This window comes from Pseudanabaena sp. PCC 7367 (assembly GCF_000317065.1).
Classification (GTDB): domain Bacteria; phylum Cyanobacteriota; class Cyanobacteriia; order Pseudanabaenales; family Pseudanabaenaceae; genus Thalassoporum; species Thalassoporum mexicanum.
Genome location: NC_019701.1, coordinates 3,038,757 through 3,057,459 on the forward strand (window position 1 = coordinate 3,038,757; position 18,703 = coordinate 3,057,459).

Consider the following 18,703-nt stretch of genomic DNA (forward strand, 5'->3'; position numbering starts at 1 on the left):
AATATTTAGCGGATTTTTGCGCCAACAGCCTTAACTACTCAAATTGCTCAGGGCTAACTAAAGTTAAACTACCCAATTTCCGTGATTTAGCAACATCAACGATCGCAAACCCAACCAATCATCCCCACAATTATCTTTTTTGGCCAAATCTGCATAGACCAAATACCCATTTAATCTGGATGCAACTTCTAGCTAGGCTTGATCCAGTAGCCATTCCAACGATCGATCGCCGATCGCCAGTGGAATATTAACCGCCTTACCCAACCTGGGCTTACTTTTAGTGGTCTGGATAAATTCTTTGACCTGCTCCGTTACGCCCCAATCACTAAAGTAGGTGGCTACTACACCCAGTCGATCGAGATACTCAGCTTCACTCAGGGGAAATGAGGCCTGCTCTAGATAACGCCACATTACCTGGGCAATGATCCGATCTTTGAGTCGCCTGAGCTGAATATCATAGGAAAAGCCCCACTTGGCGACAATTATTTGCCTCAGTTCTGCTCCAGTCATTTTAAGTTGAAAGAAATAATCCAGTGATTAACATTAGCTTACCTCGATCGTAATTATTGACCCTATCCCTGGTCAAATATCAACAGGGCGATCTTCTCCTTGCTCTACCCTATTTCGCTCATAAGTTGTCTATATGCCAGCCGCAAAACTCGAGCCATAAGAAGTAATTAAGTAATTAAATACAGTTGATTTTAATAGCGATCGTCTTCTATCAGCAGCTTTAGATTGCGGATAAATACCACAACAGGCATGCAAGAGCTTTAATCACCATAGCATCAAAAAAGTTTAACCAAATTTGCATTTGAGGGCACATCAGCCAAACTTGTAGTGTTTTTTCACATCCTGGTTAATTTGCCAGGTGCAAGACATTCCTTCCGGAAAAGTAACCAGATCACCTTTGCCCATTTGTACTGGTTCACCAACCTCTGGAGTGACTACCACGTCGCCATCCAGAAAATAGCAGGTTTCAGATTCGCCATAACTCCAGGGAAACGTTGATGCTTCCTTGGTCCAGATTGACCAATTGAATACACCGAGTTGCTCAAGTTTGGTTTGGGAAGGTTGGCGATCGATTTGGATTTCCATCGGCTAGATCTGCTAATAATTACAAAATTACTTTTGCCTATTGTATGGCAGAAACAAGCCGTAAGGTTGGATTGATCGTATGGTCAAGCTGTCAAGCTAGCTCTCAGCAGCAACCAACCCCAAAGCGCTGATTGATCTGGTCACAAACCTCTGCCATCGCTACATCGGTACTCAGCCTTGCGAGATCAACGATCCCCAAGCTAGATAGATTTTGCTGGCGTTCTACTAGTTTACTGGCAAGTTGCCCTGCCAGGTTAGGATGCGCTTGCAAGACATCCCCCAAACGCTCCCGATTCAGCACAAACAGAGTCACCGCAGTCATACTCCGCACCGTAGCAGTTCGCTGTGCACCAGTTAGCAAAGAAATTTCACCAAAGAAATCGCCTTCATGGAGTATGGCAATGAACTGTCCCCTTAGTTCCGAAATCACCTCAGCCTCACCAGCCAGGATCACATAGAAAGAATTACCTAAATCACCTTCGTGGCAAATAAATTGACGTGGGGGCAGCCTCTGGCGATGACCTTGCTTGACCAGGGTGGTTAGTTCTAGGGATGAAAAATCCTCAAAGTAAGGCACTTGCCGAATCAGTGCAACGATCGATTGTCTGGTTTGTGATAACCTTGCCATTGGTTTTTAATCCGCTTTTAATCCGCAATTAATTGATTACATGTTAGAGAGCGATCGCTGCGATTGTTATAGCGTCATTACGATCAAAACTAATCCCTAACAACGATCCCTAATAAAGCAGTGGAGTTCCAGTTTCAATCTATTTCTGGTAAAGACTCTAGTAAAGAAAAGTCATGAGAAAAAACTGTCGAACTCAGGTCTTATGAGTAGGTCTTATAACTCAGGTTTTATAAGATTTGCCGTTGATATATCTCTACTCAAATATCCGCCGACCTAGACTAATCTCCCATCTTTCTACAAAGCTATAAATCCTTGTGAGTGAATGGTTTAGCCCGATCGCCAGCATAGGTGGCCACCACATGTCCATCCCCAACTAACTGGTATTTGTAGGTAATTAACCCTTCCAGGCCAACGGGGCCACGGGGCGGCATTTTGGCGGTACTGATCCCCACCTCAGCGCCAAACCCATACCGGAATCCATCCGCAAATCTAGTCGAGCAGTTGTGATAAACCCCAGCAGCATCAACATCACTCATAAAGGTTTGAGCATTACCAGGATCGGTGGTGGCGATCGCCTCGGTATGATGTGAGCCATATTGATTGATGTGGTCGATCGCACCCAGGAGCGAATCTACAATCCTGACCGAGATAATTAAATCACTATATTCTGTGTCCCAATCAGCGTCGGTGGCCTTAATCAAGCCCATATTTGGCACACAGTCGATCGTGCGATTGCAACCCCTGACTTCCACCCCAGCTTGCTTGAAAGCCGCAACCATTTGGGGCAGAAATGCCACCGCAATATCTTTGTGCACTAATAAGGTTTCGATCGCATTACAGGCCGCCGGGTAACCAGCCTTAGCATCGATCGCAATCGCAATTGTTTTCTCGATCTCCGCGCTGGCATCCACAAATAAATGGCAAATGCCATCTGCATGACCCAGCACTGGGATTTTTGTATTTCCCTGGATATAGCGCACAAATTGATTTGAGCCCCTGGGAATAATCAAGTCGATCTGCTGATCCATCGTCAAGATTTCCTTAATCTCGTTGCGGGTGGTGAGCAACTGTACAATGTCTGGGGCGATCGCCGAGGTAACCAAAGCCTGCTGAATTACTTGCACCAGTGCGGTGCAGGATCGCACTGCTTCGCTACCCCCCTTGAGGATTAAGCCATTGCCAGATTTAAGCGCCAGGGCGGTAATTTGCGTCACCGCATCGGGGCGAGATTCAAAAATGATCCCCACCACCCCCAACGGGCAGGATACCCGCCGCAACACCAAGCCCTGATCTAGCTCGCGGTGGATCTGCTGCTGGCCAACTGGATCACTTAGTTTGGCTACATCACGCACACCTGCGATCATGTCGGCTAATTTGGCTGGACTTAGCTTGAGGCGATCGATCAGTGGTTGGGCAATCTGGGCTTCCTTGGCTGCTGCTAGATCAGCTTGGTTCGCAGTCAAAATTTGCTCAGCGTTCTGTTCTAGCGCCTGGGCAACCAACTCCAATGCCTGGTTTTTAGCTTCGGTTGACATTTTCGCCAACCAACGCGCCGCCAACCTGGTTGACTTGACCTGCTCCAGCAGCGATCGTGAATCAGTTGCAACAGCCATAATTTATGATCCTATTTTTAACCTTGCCCACAACTATCGTTAATTAAGCTTTAACTACTCACATCTGCTCTGATATTTCTATTTGATATTTCTAGCAAATATGTCAGTGATTCAGATGAAATAGCGATCCTCTGCAAATTGCTGATCTAGAACCTTGTCGATCGCCTTGGAAGCCCAACAATAATAACTATTCTGAGGGTATTTAACCGGAATTACGATTAGCTTTATGCTGTATTTGTGGGAGATGATCGAGGGCTAGTAAATATTGTGCATCTTTCCACATCTTAGCTTAGCCAACCAAAAGTTTGTATATAACGATACATTTATACTTCTTTGAGGAGCCAAAATCCCGCAAAATCCTCTGAATCAGGATTATCCTGGATTGCCAGAAAATGGACTTGCGCTGCTTTTTGTTTAGCCGTCTCAAAGGCTTGGCCATCGGCGATCGCCTTAGCATTTTTGGGTGCCTTCGCTGATTGAAAATTAGCCACCAGCCATCTGGCATCGGCATTAGCTTCTAAAAGCATCTGACTGCTACCATCGTTCTGATTAGTCACAAATTTAAGAAACACCGGATCAACCCCTGCCATCCATGCTGCTAGGGGGGTGGCGCGATGGGAGTAAATAATCAAACCTGGGATCAAAGTGTCATCGCTTAAATAACTCAGGTCAAATAACTCCTCAAAGTCGATCGACCAATCGCCAGCCGAGGCAAACTGATCAGCTCGCAATGATACGATCGCCCAACCCTCACCAATCAAAGCATCGGGGATCGGCCGCGTAGATATCTGCTGCATCGGCACCGCCAGGGGCAGGGGATTGGGGTCAGCGGCTTGAAAGCCCTCTTGCTGGGGATAAACTTGCGCCATGCGCTCTTGCAACCAGGCCGCCAGCGTAAATACCCGCCGCGAGGCGAGGGGATTCAATCCAGCTTGATTACAACCCCGCGTAATAATATTGGCCATACTGGGGCGGAAGAATCTCACCTTTTGGGGCGTTTGCCCAGTTTTTTGGATCACAGTCTGCAACTGCTCGGCCAGCCAAGCTGAATTAACCCGATCGCTGGGGCATTCTTGCACCCACTCCATTTGCCTGGTGCGATCGCAAATCAACAATTCCCAGATTTTTTTCTTATTCTGGTTCAATACTGGTCTTGAATAAAAATCAAGCTCCCAAATTACGGCCATAGTCACTAAAAAAGTAAGGTGAAATCAATTAGTTAATCTCACCTTACCTCAATTAAAAACCTGAATTAAAATAACGAGCTTCAAAAATAAATTATCGATCGATGCTTATCGGGGCTTAAGAGCGGCAGATATATTAAGCGTTAGCAAATGGGAGCAGCACCCTAAATTATAAATAATTAAGGTGATGTGCTTAAACTAGTAGCAAACCCAAACAAAATTGCTAACTAGCTACTTATTTGTCTTGATCTAGCTCTTGACGCAGCGCATCTAACTCAGCATCGATCATATTTCCTACCGATTTTTTACCAACGTCATCCGCTGGTTCCAGGGCAGGTGCCTCTTGGCTAGAAGATTCCAACATTTTCATTTTCAAAGCCGCCAATTCATCATCCACGCCGCTCGATGCTTCTAGCTGGGCAAACTGTTGCTCCAAGCCGTCAGAGCTTAATTCAGCACTAGCGCCTGCTTTGGCTTCCGCCATCATCACCTTCTCTTCCATCCGCTCAAAGGTGGCACTGGCTCCACTGGTATTAATCTTGCCAAGCATGTTGTTCAGATTTTCCTGAGCCTTAGCTGATTGCATTCTGGCCTTCAGCATATCTTTCTTGGTCTTGGCTTCAGAAATCTTACCTTCTAAGGCAACTAAATTCTTTTTGAGCGTATCAACCTGTCCAGCCTGTTGATCGACACTGGCCTTGAGGGAACCTGCCGTGTCTGCATAGCCTTTTTTGCGATTGAGTGCCTCGCGGGCCAAGTTCTCATCACCCTTTTGTAGCGCCAGCATAGCCCGTCGTTCCCACTCATTGGATTGAGTTTGAGCCTGATTTAGCTGCTGTTCTTGCCGTTTCAGTGCGGCCATAGATTGGGCAACCGCCTGACGCAACTGCACCATATCCTCTTGCATATCAATAATTGACTGCTCCAAAATCTTCTCTGGATCTTCGGCAGAGGAGACCATGGCATTAATATTGGATTTGAGCACCATGCCAATGCGATCGAGTAATCCCATTTCCTTAATTTTTCCCTTAACAACAAACGCAAAATCCTTGAACCGACTCAAGCGATCGATGCTTCAAATATAGCATAGGCTCATGATTACATTTGATCCACATCGCCTAGTTATTAAGTAAATTAATGTCTCGTAAATTTATGGCTGCGATCGCCCCAGCCTAATTACCACAAGGGGGCAGACAGAGTTTCAAACATTCTTAGTCAAAACTGATCTAAAGGCGCGAACAACAGATCATTGGCTAAAGTTTTGCGAAATAAATAGCGAATCACAACCCAGCGCATAAGTTGGTAAGTGGTTGGTTCGGTTTGCCCAAGCTAATTACCGATCGTGACTTATTTTTTGCCAAACAATATACCTGCACCTGATATACACAACCTTTAAAGACTTGATCTGCTGGCGGTAGGATCGCAGTAAGCAGATTTGCGCCAGTTGCAACCCTATGGCCAAATATCATTAAATATCATTATATATATGGCCGAGGCTAATTCTGGGGCTGCGTTAAACAGCTAGCTTGCCATTCGGCATCGTGGCTCCGGTCAGGATTGCATGATCCAGGGTAGTCGCATCTAAACTAGCGCCGCTGAAATTTGCTTTGCTAAGCTGTGCCTGTTTTAGGTTGGCATTACCAAGATCGGCCTGACTAAAATTAGCCTGCTCCAGATTTGCCCAGCGTAGATCCGCATGTTGAAGATTAGCCATTTGGAACAAGGCACCGATCGCTACCACATTAGTTAAATGCGCTTCGATCAAGATTGCTTTGACAAAGTTAGTTGAATTAAGGATTGCATTGACTAATTCAGCTTGCTCAAGAACTGCGCCGCTGAGATCGGCCTGGCTGAGATCGCTGTAACTTAAATCTGCACGGTAAAGACTGGCTCGACTTAAATTGACTTGAATTAATTTGGCATTACGGAGACGTGCCTGCTTGAGATCGGCACCAATTAAATTGGCTCCACTGGCATTAACCTCCAGTAAATCAGCATTACAAAGGATCGCACCAATTAGACTGGCATCAACCAAGTTAGCTGTTCTGAGGTTGGCACTGGTAAGGTTACTGCCGACCAAATTGGCGGACTCCAGTTTTGCAGCGGTTAAATTAGCTTTACTAAAATCAGCAGCGCTGAGATTAGCCTCCACTAAATTCGCCTCGGTCAAGTTTGCCCCGATCAGATCGCAGTTATGAAAATCTACGCGTTGCAGATCTCGATTACTCAGATCCGCATTGCTGAGATCGGGTCTGAGTTGTGGATTGGCCTGCCGCCAACTAACCCAAACGGTCATGCCATTTTGCAATATAGCTAGGTGGTTGGCATCTGCCATGCCCTGTACCTCCAGCCATGTCTAAATTTATGAATATTTCCCAATCGCCCTGTCCCAATATTATTCTTTACGACTACTACCCACATTTGCCAGATCGGCATAGTCTCGACCGATCACACTTGCCATCGCCGCATCGATCGCCCTTGCCGCTGCCATAATATCCCGTTCTTCACCGCCCAGATACAAGCGCCCAAACGTGCCGATCGCGCTGATTTGCAGGATATTAATTTGCGCTGCTTTTTCTGCTTCGTTAGCCGCCAATGCTGCGTAGGCTGCTGGCTCCACCTCAAACACATAGAGGGTTTGCCCCGCCAAGATCATTTGGCCTCGTCTGGTGCGGTTGATTAGTTGCACATGGTGAGCATCGAGATTACGGATAATCTGGCTAGAATTAATCTTTGGTCGCATACAGTCTTGCCGGCTAGCACCGATCGATCTGAGGATTGCCTCCCCTGCCGCCTTGACATCACCTTGATTGCTGGCATGGATTTCTAGTAAGCCATAGAGCCGCTCCACCATCAACACCCCTGGCCGCACCAGGGTGGCCTTGAGCGCCACATCAGTAATCTTATTAATTTCAATCCCTGGGGAAACTTCGATCCACAAAGAGGTATCGCCGGGAAGGGGCAAAAAGCCGATCGATACAGTTCCCATATAGGCAGCGTGCTGTGGTTGCAAACTGTCTATGTATACATAACTTCTCAGGTCTACGCCCAAAATTCAACTCTCCGCGCATCTAAATTGGGGTTCATCCGCTATCAGTAACGTTGATTCCCTCCTACCATCTAACCATTTATTCTGGTCTATTAGGATTATTACTAACCCCAAGAAATTAGTTGAGAAATTAATTGGCAAATTAATTACTATAAACAATTGCGATCGCTGGTTAGTTAAGCTAATCTATCAAGTAGTTGCAATTGCAATTAAAGTGATTCCAACTATTTGTTGCTTCTGTAAATAGCATGGATAGGATTATTAGTTTGAGATGTAGGTGTCGCTAGGTTTGGGCTCTAATCCTGGTAATGACTCATGCTTGGCGGAACTGAATAAATTATTTTGGTGCTCTACTAGCTAGATATTGGGCAGGAATTGAGTCGATCATATTTATGCGAATTGGTGCGAATTGGCGTTCATAACGGTATCCAGAAATAATAACGGAGAAAAATAATGAACTTGGCTGAAAAAACTAATCTAGCGACTAATCCCTTGGCCGTACCGGAGGCGATCTTGAAGCGGCGATCGACTCGTAGTTTTAATAGTGAGCCGATCGCGCCTGAATTATTGAATCAACTGTTGGACTTGACGATCGCGGCTCCCAGTAGCTGGAACTTGCAATCCTGGCATTTGATTATGGTGCAAGATGAAGCCCAAAAAGCAGCGCTGGCGGAGGCCGCCTGGGGTCAAAAACAAATCATTCAAGCCCCAGTTACGTTTGTATTTGTGGGCGCTTCCTATATCTGGCAAGACCAGGAGCGGTGGCAGGAAATTTGTCGGCTCGGAATTGAAAATAATGCCTGGAATGATGAATTTGTTGGTTTTCTCAATAGCAGCATGCCGCCATTTCAGGAAGCACTAGGCGAAAAAAACCGCGAGTATGCGATCAAAGATGCCATGATCGCGGCGACGCATCTGGCCTTGGCGGCAGAAAGTTTGGGTTTGGCCAGTTGTTTTATGAATGGTTGGCTGGAAGATCAAGTGAAGCAGGTGATTGGCATTGCCGATCGAGATGATCTGGCGATCGCCCTGTTGCTACCAATTGGCTATACCGATGAGCAAAAGTCTAGCCCCGGCAGATTGCCCAAATCACGACGGGTATTTGTGGGCAGCCTGGATAGTCCCTACAATGGCTAGCCTGAAACCATAAATCTAAGCAACTCGATCGAGGGTGCGATATTGAATTGCTTCCGCCACATGCTTGGGCTGGATCGATTCGGATTTAGCCAGATCCGCGATCGTACGGGAGACCTTGAGGATCCGATCGGTACCCCGCGCCGACAATCCCAACCGCTCGATCGCCGCCTCGATCATCTTTTTGGAGCTGGCATCAAGCACACACCACTGGCGCAGGTGGCGGGTTTGCATTTGGGCATTACAATTTACATCGGATTCAGTTTTAAATCGTTCCTGCTGGATCTGGCGTGCCTTTTCCACCCGCGATCGCACTGCGGTTGAGCCTTCCCCCTCGCGGAAACTGGTCAATTCCTCTGCCTTCAGCCGACTCACCTGCACTTGCAAATCAATCCGATCCATCAATGGCCCCGATAATCGTGCCCAGTAGTTTTCCCGTTGCTTGGTGGTACAGGTACAGGGATGCACCGAATCGCCATAGTAACCACATTGGCAGGGGTTAGTGCTAGCCACCAGCGTAAACTTAGACGGAAAAACAACCGATTGACGGGTACGGGTGATCGTCACATAGCCATCTTCGAGCGGTTGACGCAAAAACTCCAATACATCGCGCTTGAACTCGGTTAACTCATCTAGGAATAACACGCCATTGTGGGCGAGGGAAATTTCACCGGGCTTGGGATAGCTGCCGCCACCTACCAGTGAAGGCCCAGAGGCAGAATGGTGCGGACTGCGAAAGGGTCGTTCTGCCACTAAATCCTGGCCTTTGAGCAATCCGGCCACGGAATAAATGCGGGTCGATTCGAGTGCTTCATCAAAGCCGATCGGTGGCATGATCCCTGACAATCGCCTGGCTAGCATGGTTTTACCCGATCCAGGCGGCCCCACAAAAATTAAGTTATGGCCACCGGATGCCGCGATCTCCAGGGCTCGCCGTGCCATCGATTGACCTTTCACATCTTTCAAGTCAAGGTGAAATTTGGTGGTGGCACGATCAGAAAGATCGGTGCGAGTTGGTGCGGGTGCGAATTTATCCGGGATATTAAGGAAATCCACCACCTGTTCCAGATTTTCCATACCATAGACATCTAAGCCCTCTACTACCGAGGCTTCCCTGACATTGCCCTTGGGCACTACCAGCCCCTTGATGCCCATACTCTGGGCGGCAACCGCGACGGGCAAGACCCCAGGCACTGCTCGCAAGGAGCCATCCAGGGACAGCTCGCCCAGGAATAAATGATCGGCCAGTAGTCTTACATCAAGCTGTTCGGAGGCTGCCAGCACGCCCACACTGATCGGTAGATCGAAGCTAGGCCCTTCTTTGCGCAGATCGGCTGGGGTGAGATTAATCACAATTCGGCGCATGGGAAAAGCAAAATCAGAGTTTTTTAGCGCCGCCTTGACCCGCTCTTTGGATTCCTGCACCGCTGCATCGGGCAAACCTACCACCACGATCCCTGGTAAGCCTGCATTCACGTCTACTTCTACACCCACCTGGATCGCATCAATGCCCAGGATTGAAGCACTCCAGACCCTTGCTAACACTGGCTCTCCCCATGCTTTAAGCTAAGATTTTGGTTTAAATTTAAGTGATTAGTTAATCCCATCTGCCTGCAAACCAGTAAAAACTTTTACCGCTGGCCCGGTCATCATCACATGGTTGGTGGTTTCTGACCAGTGAATGCGCAGATCACCACCGGGTAAATTAACTGTACATTGCCGATCGCAAACATTATTCAATACTCCCGCCACCACCACCGCACAGGCTCCCGTACCACAGGCCAGGGTTGCGCCAGCGCCGCGCTCCCACACCAGCATTTTGACATAATTGCGATCGCGTACCTGAATAAACTCGGTATTAATCCGTTGTGGAAATGCCGAATGATGCTCAAACTGGGGGCCGATCGCTGCTAAATCTATTTTGGCCACATCATCTATAAACGTGATGCAGTGGGGATTGCCCATGCTAACGGTAGTAACTTGCCAGGTTTGGCCAGCAACTTCGAGGTCTATGGCGATCGCCTTTTCCTCGGCATCAACTAAAGTCGTGGGGATTTCCTTAGCCAACAAATGGGGCTCACCCATATCCACCGTAATTTGGCCATCGGCATCCAGTTGCAACCCAATCAAGCCCGCCCCGGTTTGCAGCTTGTAGTGGGGATTAGGCTGACCATTAGTGGGATCGGCAGCGATCGGTTTGATCTCCAAATCCTGCATGAACTTAGCCAGACAGCGCACGCCATTGCCGCACATTTCCGGCTCCGAGCCATCGGAATTGAAAATCCGCATCACATGGCCATTACCCTGACCACTTTCCTGACTATTAGTATCTGGCAATAGAAAAATCACCCCATCCGCACCAATACCAAAATTACGATCGCACCATTCGATTGCCTCTGCCTGGCTCAGCAACGGCTCAGCCTGGTGGCGATTATCGATCAAAATAAAATTATTGCCCAGGCCATGATACTTACTGAAGGCGATCGGCATAGATCGTGTGACTCCTAACTCCATTCACAAACTACTCTAAATCCATAGTAATAGCTGCGGTTATCGCGTTGGCTGCTGATCCGCGCCGAAGAAGTACAGCAATCGGCCGACAAAAACCAGGAACCGCCCCGTAACACTCGATCTTTGCTATTACCGCCCTGCCAGGCACTACCGTCGGTGGGTGCGCCCTCATAGCTGCTATGCCAGCAATCCAAACACCATTCCCGCACATTACCATGCATGTCATGGAGCCCAAAGCCATTGGCAGGAAATTGATCGACTGGGGTAGTGCTCTTTACGCCAGTGGCATAGTAATTGGCTAGTTCTGGTTCGAGAATTTCACCAAAATAAAATGGGGTCTGACTACCAGCCCGACAGGCATATTCCCATTCTGCCTCGGTGGGTAAACGATAACTACGCTTGGTTTTATGGCTGAGCCGATCGCAAAATTCCACCGCGTCCTCCCAGGAAACACTGTCAACGGGCAGGTTTTCGCCCTGGAAATAGGAGGGATTGCGACTAAAAGTGGTCAACCATTGTGCCTGGGTAATCGGATAGCGGCCGATCGTAAAGGTTGGTAATTGCACCGTATGCTGTGGACTTTCGTGGATGGCCTCACCCAGGTGCGATCGGGATGCCCCCATCAGATATTCACCACCAGGAATTAACGCCATTTCTAGGGCAATGCCAGGATCAAGCGGTTCTTTGAATCCAATCTGCCGATTACTTTGTAGCTGACCTAAATCTCTAGGTATGCTCGATAGGCTATAGATGTCGCCATAGTCGGCTGCATAGTTCTGGGCGATCGGGATTTCAAAAATTGCTAGTTTAGGGCTTTGTAAAGCCTGCTCAGCTAGCTTAACTTGAATGCGGCAGAGCAGTTCATAGGCTTTGGCCTGCATTCGCCAGGATTTACTGCCCAGAGCGGCAGCGAGTAACCTTAAACCTGCTTCACCGCAACTAGCCGCCTGATCTAGTGCTACCAGCCGTTCTTCGATGTTGCTGCTTCTCAGGCGCTCCATCAATTTAGTCAGATCGTTCTCGGAGATGTTCACGGATAAATATGCGTTTCCCTAGCTAGATTAACTGTCTAACTAACAATCTGAATCCTGATTGCAAATCAGATCAAGCAACTTTTAGACTTGCCAAAAGAGAGTTAGTGGCATGGAGGTGCTGAATTTCAGGATCAGAGCAGCCTTGAAAATCTTAAGTTTAACAAAATCTAAGTTTAACAAGTTTAAATTTAGACCATCAGGGTTGCCGCCACTATTTATTTACTTATTTATTATTTACTTATTTACAGATCGCCTAGGCATTGATGGCTTTAGGCCACCTTACCTAAAGCAGGTTCCTAGGACAAATCTATTAGTAACATATTTAGTAATATATATTGATATTAGCGAGGATTAGCGATAGTTAGTAAATTGTAAGGCAACGGGGAAATCTTCCGATTTGAGCAACTGAATTACCTGTTGCAGTTCATCTTTGGATTTAGCCGAAACCCGCACCGCGTCACCCTGAATGCTAGCCTGAACTTTTTTGAAACTGTCCCGAATCAACTTCGAGATCTTTTTGGCCAGGTCTTTGTCGATCCCTTTTTTGAGGGTGATTTCCTGTATGACGCGATTGCCACTGGCAGATTCAACCTTGCCATAGTCGAAGATTTTTAAGGATAGTTGCCGCTTCACTGCTTTGGTCTGCAAGACCCCTAGCACTGCTTCCAGGGTGAATTCACTATCAGTTTTCACGGTGATCGAATTGGCTTCTAGCTCAATTTCTGTGTTTGTGTCTTTAAGATCATAGCGGCTACCAATTTCCCGCTTAGCCTGATCGATCGCATTTACCAATTCCTGGCGATCGAAATCGCTGACGATATCAAATGAGTAGGTTCCAGCCATTGTATGTATTGATTTAGATGAATCTATTGTTTACAACCATAGCCAATTTACCGCAGCAGGGCGCAACTTTTTAGACTATCTAAACTTTTCCAGGCCATAAAGCGCCAGCGGATCGGTAATCCTCCCTAGAGCAAGTAATACAGCTAAGCACATGAGCAATGGTGGACTTAAGCCATCAACTTAACCTGTCTCTATGTAGTTTTAAGTATGTTGACATACCGAAGATGGGGTTAACATAGAAGTGGTAAATGATTGAATTTCTAGAATTCAGAATCTCAGTGGGTAATTGATAAAGGCTAACTAAATACGCCCATATGACGCTAATAGGGTAATTTAATTGGGACGGCAGCATTGTTAAGAAAGTTGCTGAACAATGAACGGCAGCAAACTTGAGGAAGCATAAACTTGAGGAAGCATAAACCTGAGTATTGCTGGATACTTAATCTTTAAAATTAAGGCTAAACACTTAGTTTATTTTGGGATTATTTTGAAAATACCAACAGTGGGGTTATTGCGGTAGCAATCGAATCATTACCAACCCTTTAATTACGATATTCATATATTTATTCATCTACTCAGCTAGATGTATCTAAGCTACTCGGTAGGTTAACTGTTTGATTAAGTTAACAAAATTAAATTAACGGGATCAACTCCCAGTTAGGCAAATTTTCTGGCTCACTATGATGAACGCAAATGAAGTTGGCAAAGATAAGCAAGCTCCATCAGAAGACCTGGCAACCGGGATTCCTTTTGATGTCTTGAAAGGTTTTTGCGATCGCAAAACAACCGGCCTGCTCCAGTTATTTGGCAATCAGGTAATTTGGATTGTGCGGATTGAGGGAGGAAAAATTACATTTGCGACTAATTCGATCGAAAAGTTCGATCGCCTCATTTGTCATATGCGGATGATGAGCCATCAGATACCGCGCTTGACTAAGGAATTTCGGGCACAGGTGTGCATGAAGTTTGAGGATACAACCGAATCAATTAGTGAGGATATGACTGGTTATGGCAATATTGATCCCTCGCTGCGTACCAATGACTATACGGCAATTTGCTGGCTGGTCAAACAACAATATTTAACCTATGTACAAGGAGCCCTGTTATTAGAATCGATCAGCAAAGAAGCGATCGAACCTTTATTCTGGCTAGATAATATTACCTATCGGTTTCATCCTGGGCTGGGTAATGAACCAACCATCTATGCCACGGAGCTGATGCCACTGGCCATGTTCTGTCAACAACGGTTGCGCCTTTGGCAATTATTAGCACCGCAAATCTGGTCTCCTTATCAACGCCCCTATTTCTTTGGCCAAACCGAAAAACAAAAGCAAATCCTCCCGGAATTACAGCTCCATCAGCGCTTCAGGACAATTCTGAAGGGATTTAGTTTTCGGCATCTGGCGATTTTGCTCAATCGGGATGAACTAAAAATTGCGGGCAGCTTGATGCCCTATATCTGTGAAGAGGTGGTGATCCTACGCGATCCACAGCCTCCCTTTGATGTCCTGCCGAAGGTGCCAGAGGCTTTGCCCACCTCGTTTGCACGGTTGACCAATCAGGTCATTTCCCAACAAGTGGATATGATGGCACAGGGGGAAGATCCAACCCTTCTGCAAACTGAAATTCCGGCACAAACCAAAAACTATACGATCGCCTGTGTGGATGATAGTCCGACGGTTTTGAATGAGATCAGTCGTTTCTTGAGCGAAGATAGTTTTAAAATTGTGGCGATCCGTGATCCGCTCAAAGCCCTGCTGCAAATCCTGAAAGCCAAACCAGACTTGATTTTGATGGATGTAACCATGCCGAAAATTAATGGCTATGAGTTGTGTCGCTTAATCAGGAAAAATCCGAAGTTTAAAAGCACGCCGATCATCATGGTTACAGGTAATACGGGCATTATCGATCGGGCTAAGGCTAAATTGTCTGGGTCAACGGATTATATGACTAAGCCATTTACCCAAGAAGGCTTGCTGAAGATGGTGTTCAGACATTTAGATTAACTTTTAGATTAATATTTTAGATTAACTTCAGGATTGATTTTAGGGTTATCGCTATTTTAATGTCAGTATCCGCTAGGTAATTAATGGGCAAGTGGCAATCGGTGGAGATGGGGAGCTAGCTAATGAGTGAGCAACTGATAGAAAGTAATACCGAGTCGAATGACGATCGAGCGATCGCTACAAATTTAGAGCAATCAGCCACACCTGACCTGCTCGAATATATTCAACTGCACCTGAATAATGAAACCTGGGCAGCGATCGAGATGCTGCGGGCAGATACAGTGATCAGTATTAATGCTAAAAGTATTGTGCCCATCCCCAATATGCCTGCTTGCTTCCTGGGTTTATTTAATCATCGTGGGCATGTTTACTGGGTGATTGATTTACCGGCCCTTTTGAATATTACGCCCCTAGAAGATGCCCATCATAGCTATGCGGCCATGATGGTGACACCGCAGCTAGAAAAAGTTATACCATCTACAGAACAAGAACAAGAACAAGAACAAGAACAAGCTGCTAATTCTGAGTCAAGTGGTTCACGCAATGGTGATGATCGTGCCAACCGATCGCCCTTGCTTCTGGCCGTGAGGGAGATCGCCGGAATTGTCAAATTTCGCCCTGATCAGATCCAAGCCTGTATTCCACCGATCCCACCGGGACTACATGCTTATACTAAGCAGTGCCTGGATAGTGACCAACATCAGCTTTACATTTTGGACATTGAAGCGATCGCTAATTCACCTTCCTTGTACGTGCAGTAAAACTGTTGCTAAAGTTATGCAAAATCTTTAGTAGCGATATGGCAGTAAGGAATTTAGTCAACCAAGAGCAAACCAGGGAGTAAACAATAAAACTCTTGCAAAAGCTCAGTATTGCCAGCAGGGAATCAGGCAGACTGGATTATTAATTATTGATTAGTCCTTTCTGCAAGTAGTAGTCCGCCACAATGAATTTGATGATCGATTAGTGATTGTAATAATTCTCTGGCAAGAGTGCTACCAATCATAATTAACGTGGTCGAGTAGTAGTAGACTGTCAAGGTAGTTATATCGAAAACCCCATACTTGAAATTAGCTATTTGAGCTAAAGTGATTGCCTATGAGCCGCCCCCGTAAGCGGTTTGCCCAGCATTGGTTAAACAGCCTGGATATTCTCTATAAAATTGTGGCCGCTGCCGATTTGCATTCTGATGACTGCGTTTTGGAAATTGGCCCCGGCACTGGCAATCTGACCGAAATGCTGTTGCCCTGGGTGCGATCGCTGATTGCCGTGGAAATCGATCGGGATCTATGTCGGCAGTTGCGGCGTAAGTTTAAGCATAAAGATAATTTTGAGCTAATCGAAGCTGACTTGTTGCAGATGCCGCTGCCAGAAACGCCTAATAAGGTAGTTGCGAATATCCCCTACAACATCACTAGCCCGATTTTGCATCGGCTGATGGGCAAAATTGCGCAACCAGTAGGGCAATTCGATCGGATTGTTTTACTAGTGCAAAAGGAAATTGGCGATCGCCTCACTGCTAATCCTGGCACTAAGGCATACAATGCCCTCAGCATTCGCACCCAATATTTGGCTGATTGTGAATATATTTGTGATGTACCACCCAAGGCATTTACACCACCGCCCAAGGTAAGTTCGGCTGTGGTGAGTATTATGCCGCGATCGCCGCTGCAAGCCGCTCAGAATCCTAAGCTGATGGATACCTTAATTTCTCTGGGGTTCGCCACCCGCCGCAAGATGCTGCATAACAATCTGGGGTCGGTGATCGAGCGCGATCGACTATTACCTATTTTTGAAGACTTAGAAATCAATCCCAAATGCCGCGCCGAGAATTTGACGGTGAGCGATTGGGTAAGGTTAAGTGATGCGATTGATCGTGCTAAAGCGATTAATCCGCCAGGATCAAACCCGATCGCGCCGATAGATCAAAATTGATCGCCGAAGTAGTCTGATTGCCCAGCCAATTAGCCTGCCCTTTCCCATAAACAATCTGGCTTGGTTTGTGTTCCAGTTCAGCCCGAACTTGAATCGAGATTGCTTCATTACCAGCATTCACCGCCACGATCGCCGTCTCTTCCGGCTGACCAGGTAAAGATCTTGCAAACACATAGGCCATATCCTTAGCGAATAGCACTTCATATTCACCAATTCGCAAAGCGGGATGGGCATGGCGCAGGGCGATCAATTCCTTGTGATATTGCAATACTTGTTTATCCCATTCGCTGGCATCAGGGAAAGCGCGACGATTGTCGGGATCATGGGCTCCTGGCAAGCCAACTTCATCGCCGTAATAAATGCTGGGCGCACCAGGAAAAGTGAGCAGCAACAGGGTCGCCAACTCTACGGTAGTTTTTGCTGCTGTTTTATGGTTACTCTTCCTCTTCTTATTAGCGATTTCCCCGCCTGCCACCGTAAACAGCCTGGGCACATCATGGGAATCGAACAAGTTAAGCTGGGTAAGCTGGATTGGCCAGGGATGGAGTTTTAATAATTCTTTGAGCCGATCGGCATATTCACTGGCATCGATCGCCGGGTATGGTTTATAAGCTGTTTTTTTGACTTCCTCAAGCAATACCCGTTCCCCCGCCACGAAGGCGATTGTGGCTTCGGCAAAGGGATAGTTCATCACGCCATCAAATTGAGTGCCATCCAGCCATTGACTCGCATCTTCCCAGATTTCACCGACAATATAAGCATCGGGATTAACTGCCTTAACGCGATCGCGGAATTCCTGCCAAAAGCCCTCTACCTCAATACAGTCCGGCACATCCAATCGCCAGCCGTCGATCCCCTGCCCTAGCCAATATTCCGCCACCTGCATAATATACTCACGCACCGCCGGATTCTGGTGATTGAATTTGGGCAGAGCGCGATTGTTCACCCAGCTCAAATAATTGGCAGGCAACGAGCCATCATAGGCACTCAGTGGCCATTTTTCGATCGTGAACCAATCCAGCCAGGGTGAATTAGGGCCATTTTCAAGAATGTCATTAAAGAAAAAGAAACCACGACTAGCATGGTTAAATACCCCATCAAGCACCACTTTGATATCTCGTTGATGGGCAGCAGCAAGTAATTGTTGTAGTGCTTCATTCCCACCCAGGAGTGGAGCGATTTGATAGTAGTCGTGGGTGTGGTAGCGATGATTGCAGGCAGACTGAAATACAGGGGTAAAGTAGATCGCAGTGATGCCCAGTTCTTGCAAATAATCAAGCTGATCAATTACCCCCCACAGGTTCCCACCCATGTAACCTTCATAGGTGGGTTCAGTCCCCCACTCTTGCAAGATTGCACGGGCGATCGCATGATTCTGATAATTGGCTCGCTTGCCGCTGCGTTGAACATTTGAATCCTCCGGGGGGGCAGCTCTAGCAAAACGATCGGGAAAGATTTGATAAAAAACGGCATGCTTAACCCAGTCTGGTGTATTGATAGTTTGAGGACTTGGATTTATCATAAATTTCTCGATTGCCACCACCTGATGTACTTAACCCTTTCTAGCCTAAGATGATCAGGTATGCAACTTAATTGTTATAGGAAGATAAATTAATGTAGCAAAAATTGCCTAAACAGCCCCAGCATCACTCAGTGGAATAGTTATAGTTG

At 46.7% G+C, this 18,703-nt stretch carries 17 protein-coding genes; 4 read left to right on the plus strand and 13 right to left on the minus strand.

Annotated elements, in window-relative coordinates; translation table 11 throughout:
- Positions 1 to 192 precede the first annotated feature (192 nt).
- The 8 genes from PSE7367_RS12020 to PSE7367_RS12060 form a co-directional block, all read right to left on the minus strand.
- Complete coding sequence (locus PSE7367_RS12020; RefSeq protein WP_015165619.1) at positions 193 to 510, minus strand: DUF3067 family protein; 318 nt, start codon at positions 508 to 510, stop codon at positions 193 to 195.
- A gap of 312 nt (positions 511 to 822) precedes the next feature.
- A complete protein-coding gene (locus tag PSE7367_RS12025) occupies positions 823 to 1,095 on the minus strand; it encodes a cupin domain-containing protein (RefSeq protein ID WP_015165620.1) in 273 nt (90 codons plus the stop codon).
- Positions 1,096 to 1,198: 103 nt separating this feature from the next.
- Positions 1,199 to 1,723 (minus strand): cyclic nucleotide-binding domain-containing protein, encoded by a 525-nt coding sequence (locus tag PSE7367_RS12030; protein WP_015165621.1) that lies wholly within the window; start codon positions 1,721 to 1,723, stop codon positions 1,199 to 1,201.
- A 302-nt stretch (positions 1,724 to 2,025) separates the two neighbouring features.
- Positions 2,026 to 3,336, minus strand: coding sequence for a glutamate-5-semialdehyde dehydrogenase (locus PSE7367_RS12035; protein WP_015165622.1), 1,311 nt, complete (start codon positions 3,334 to 3,336; stop codon positions 2,026 to 2,028).
- A 323-nt stretch (positions 3,337 to 3,659) separates the two neighbouring features.
- Positions 3,660 to 4,523, minus strand: a complete 864-nt coding sequence (locus PSE7367_RS12040) for a Tab2/Atab2 family RNA-binding protein (RefSeq protein ID WP_015165623.1) — start codon at positions 4,521 to 4,523, stop codon at positions 3,660 to 3,662.
- Between the two features lie 232 nt (positions 4,524 to 4,755).
- Positions 4,756 to 5,532, minus strand: a complete 777-nt coding sequence (locus PSE7367_RS12045) for a PspA/IM30 family protein (RefSeq protein WP_015165624.1) — start codon at positions 5,530 to 5,532, stop codon at positions 4,756 to 4,758.
- 501 nt (positions 5,533 to 6,033) lie between these two features.
- Complete coding sequence (locus tag PSE7367_RS12055; protein WP_015165625.1) at positions 6,034 to 6,855, minus strand: pentapeptide repeat-containing protein; 822 nt, start codon at positions 6,853 to 6,855, stop codon at positions 6,034 to 6,036.
- A gap of 60 nt (positions 6,856 to 6,915) precedes the next feature.
- Complete coding sequence (locus tag PSE7367_RS12060; protein WP_015165626.1) at positions 6,916 to 7,572, minus strand: microcompartments protein; 657 nt, start codon at positions 7,570 to 7,572, stop codon at positions 6,916 to 6,918.
- Between the two features lie 450 nt (positions 7,573 to 8,022).
- Between PSE7367_RS12060 and PSE7367_RS12065 the strand changes: the two genes are divergently transcribed.
- Positions 8,023 to 8,706: a nitroreductase family protein gene (locus PSE7367_RS12065; protein ID WP_015165627.1), complete on the plus strand. Its 684-nt coding sequence runs from the start codon at positions 8,023 to 8,025 to the stop codon at positions 8,704 to 8,706.
- A 15-nt stretch (positions 8,707 to 8,721) separates the two neighbouring features.
- On the opposite strand, the gene PSE7367_RS12070 is transcribed toward PSE7367_RS12065, so the two are convergent.
- The 4 genes from PSE7367_RS12070 to PSE7367_RS12090 all read right to left on the minus strand — a co-directional run bounded on the left by PSE7367_RS12070 (position 8,722) and on the right by PSE7367_RS12090 (position 13,091).
- Complete coding sequence (locus tag PSE7367_RS12070) at positions 8,722 to 10,248, minus strand: YifB family Mg chelatase-like AAA ATPase (RefSeq protein WP_015165628.1); 1,527 nt, start codon at positions 10,246 to 10,248, stop codon at positions 8,722 to 8,724.
- A gap of 48 nt (positions 10,249 to 10,296) precedes the next feature.
- Positions 10,297 to 11,193, minus strand: a complete 897-nt coding sequence (gene dapF, locus PSE7367_RS12075; protein WP_015165629.1) for a diaminopimelate epimerase — start codon at positions 11,191 to 11,193, stop codon at positions 10,297 to 10,299.
- Between the two features lie 14 nt (positions 11,194 to 11,207).
- A complete protein-coding gene (locus PSE7367_RS22755) occupies positions 11,208 to 12,248 on the minus strand; it encodes a formylglycine-generating enzyme family protein (RefSeq protein ID WP_225882654.1) in 1,041 nt (346 codons plus the stop codon).
- 351 nt (positions 12,249 to 12,599) lie between these two features.
- On the minus strand, positions 12,600 to 13,091 hold the full coding sequence (locus tag PSE7367_RS12090; RefSeq protein WP_015165632.1) for a YajQ family cyclic di-GMP-binding protein: 492 nt from the start codon (positions 13,089 to 13,091) through the stop codon (positions 12,600 to 12,602).
- Between the two features lie 680 nt (positions 13,092 to 13,771).
- On the opposite strand from PSE7367_RS12090, the gene PSE7367_RS12095 reads away from it, so the two are divergent.
- From PSE7367_RS12095 to rsmA, 3 genes are all read left to right on the plus strand, one after another.
- Positions 13,772 to 15,097, plus strand: a complete 1,326-nt coding sequence (locus tag PSE7367_RS12095) for a response regulator (protein ID WP_015165633.1) — start codon at positions 13,772 to 13,774, stop codon at positions 15,095 to 15,097.
- A 122-nt stretch (positions 15,098 to 15,219) separates the two neighbouring features.
- On the plus strand, positions 15,220 to 15,858 hold the full coding sequence (locus PSE7367_RS12100) for a chemotaxis protein CheW (RefSeq protein WP_015165634.1): 639 nt from the start codon (positions 15,220 to 15,222) through the stop codon (positions 15,856 to 15,858).
- Between the two features lie 337 nt (positions 15,859 to 16,195).
- Positions 16,196 to 17,032: a 16S rRNA (adenine(1518)-N(6)/adenine(1519)-N(6))-dimethyltransferase RsmA gene (gene rsmA, locus PSE7367_RS12105; protein ID WP_015165635.1), complete on the plus strand. Its 837-nt coding sequence runs from the start codon at positions 16,196 to 16,198 to the stop codon at positions 17,030 to 17,032.
- Here rsmA and PSE7367_RS12110 read toward each other — a convergent pair.
- Entirely contained in the window at positions 16,986 to 18,554 is a 1,569-nt protein-coding gene (locus PSE7367_RS12110) for a glycoside hydrolase family 13 protein (protein ID WP_015165636.1), read from the minus strand. The genes rsmA and PSE7367_RS12110 overlap by 47 nt on opposite strands.
- Positions 18,555 to 18,703: the final 149 nt, after the last annotated feature.

Coding starts and splice junctions, on each gene's coding strand:
- PSE7367_RS12020 (WP_015165619.1), bottom strand. CDS start 510: ATGACTGGAGCAGAACTGAGGCAAATAATTGTCGCCAAGTGGGGCTTT.
- PSE7367_RS12025 (WP_015165620.1), bottom strand. CDS start 1,095: ATGGAAATCCAAATCGATCGCCAACCTTCCCAAACCAAACTTGAGCAA.
- PSE7367_RS12030 (WP_015165621.1), bottom strand. CDS start 1,723: ATGGCAAGGTTATCACAAACCAGACAATCGATCGTTGCACTGATTCGG.
- PSE7367_RS12035 (WP_015165622.1), bottom strand. CDS start 3,336: ATGGCTGTTGCAACTGATTCACGATCGCTGCTGGAGCAGGTCAAGTCA.
- PSE7367_RS12040 (WP_015165623.1), bottom strand. CDS start 4,523: ATGGCCGTAATTTGGGAGCTTGATTTTTATTCAAGACCAGTATTGAAC.
- PSE7367_RS12045 (WP_015165624.1), bottom strand. CDS start 5,532: ATGGGATTACTCGATCGCATTGGCATGGTGCTCAAATCCAATATTAAT.
- PSE7367_RS12055 (WP_015165625.1), bottom strand. CDS start 6,855: ATGGCAGATGCCAACCACCTAGCTATATTGCAAAATGGCATGACCGTT.
- PSE7367_RS12065 (WP_015165627.1), top strand. CDS start 8,023: ATGAACTTGGCTGAAAAAACTAATCTAGCGACTAATCCCTTGGCCGTA.
- dapF (WP_015165629.1), bottom strand. CDS start 11,193: ATGCCGATCGCCTTCAGTAAGTATCATGGCCTGGGCAATAATTTTATT.
- PSE7367_RS12090 (WP_015165632.1), bottom strand. CDS start 13,091: ATGGCTGGAACCTACTCATTTGATATCGTCAGCGATTTCGATCGCCAG.
- PSE7367_RS12095 (WP_015165633.1), top strand. CDS start 13,772: ATGATGAACGCAAATGAAGTTGGCAAAGATAAGCAAGCTCCATCAGAA.
- PSE7367_RS12100 (WP_015165634.1), top strand. CDS start 15,220: ATGAGTGAGCAACTGATAGAAAGTAATACCGAGTCGAATGACGATCGA.
- rsmA (WP_015165635.1), top strand. CDS start 16,196: ATGAGCCGCCCCCGTAAGCGGTTTGCCCAGCATTGGTTAAACAGCCTG.
- PSE7367_RS12110 (WP_015165636.1), bottom strand. CDS start 18,554: ATGATAAATCCAAGTCCTCAAACTATCAATACACCAGACTGGGTTAAG.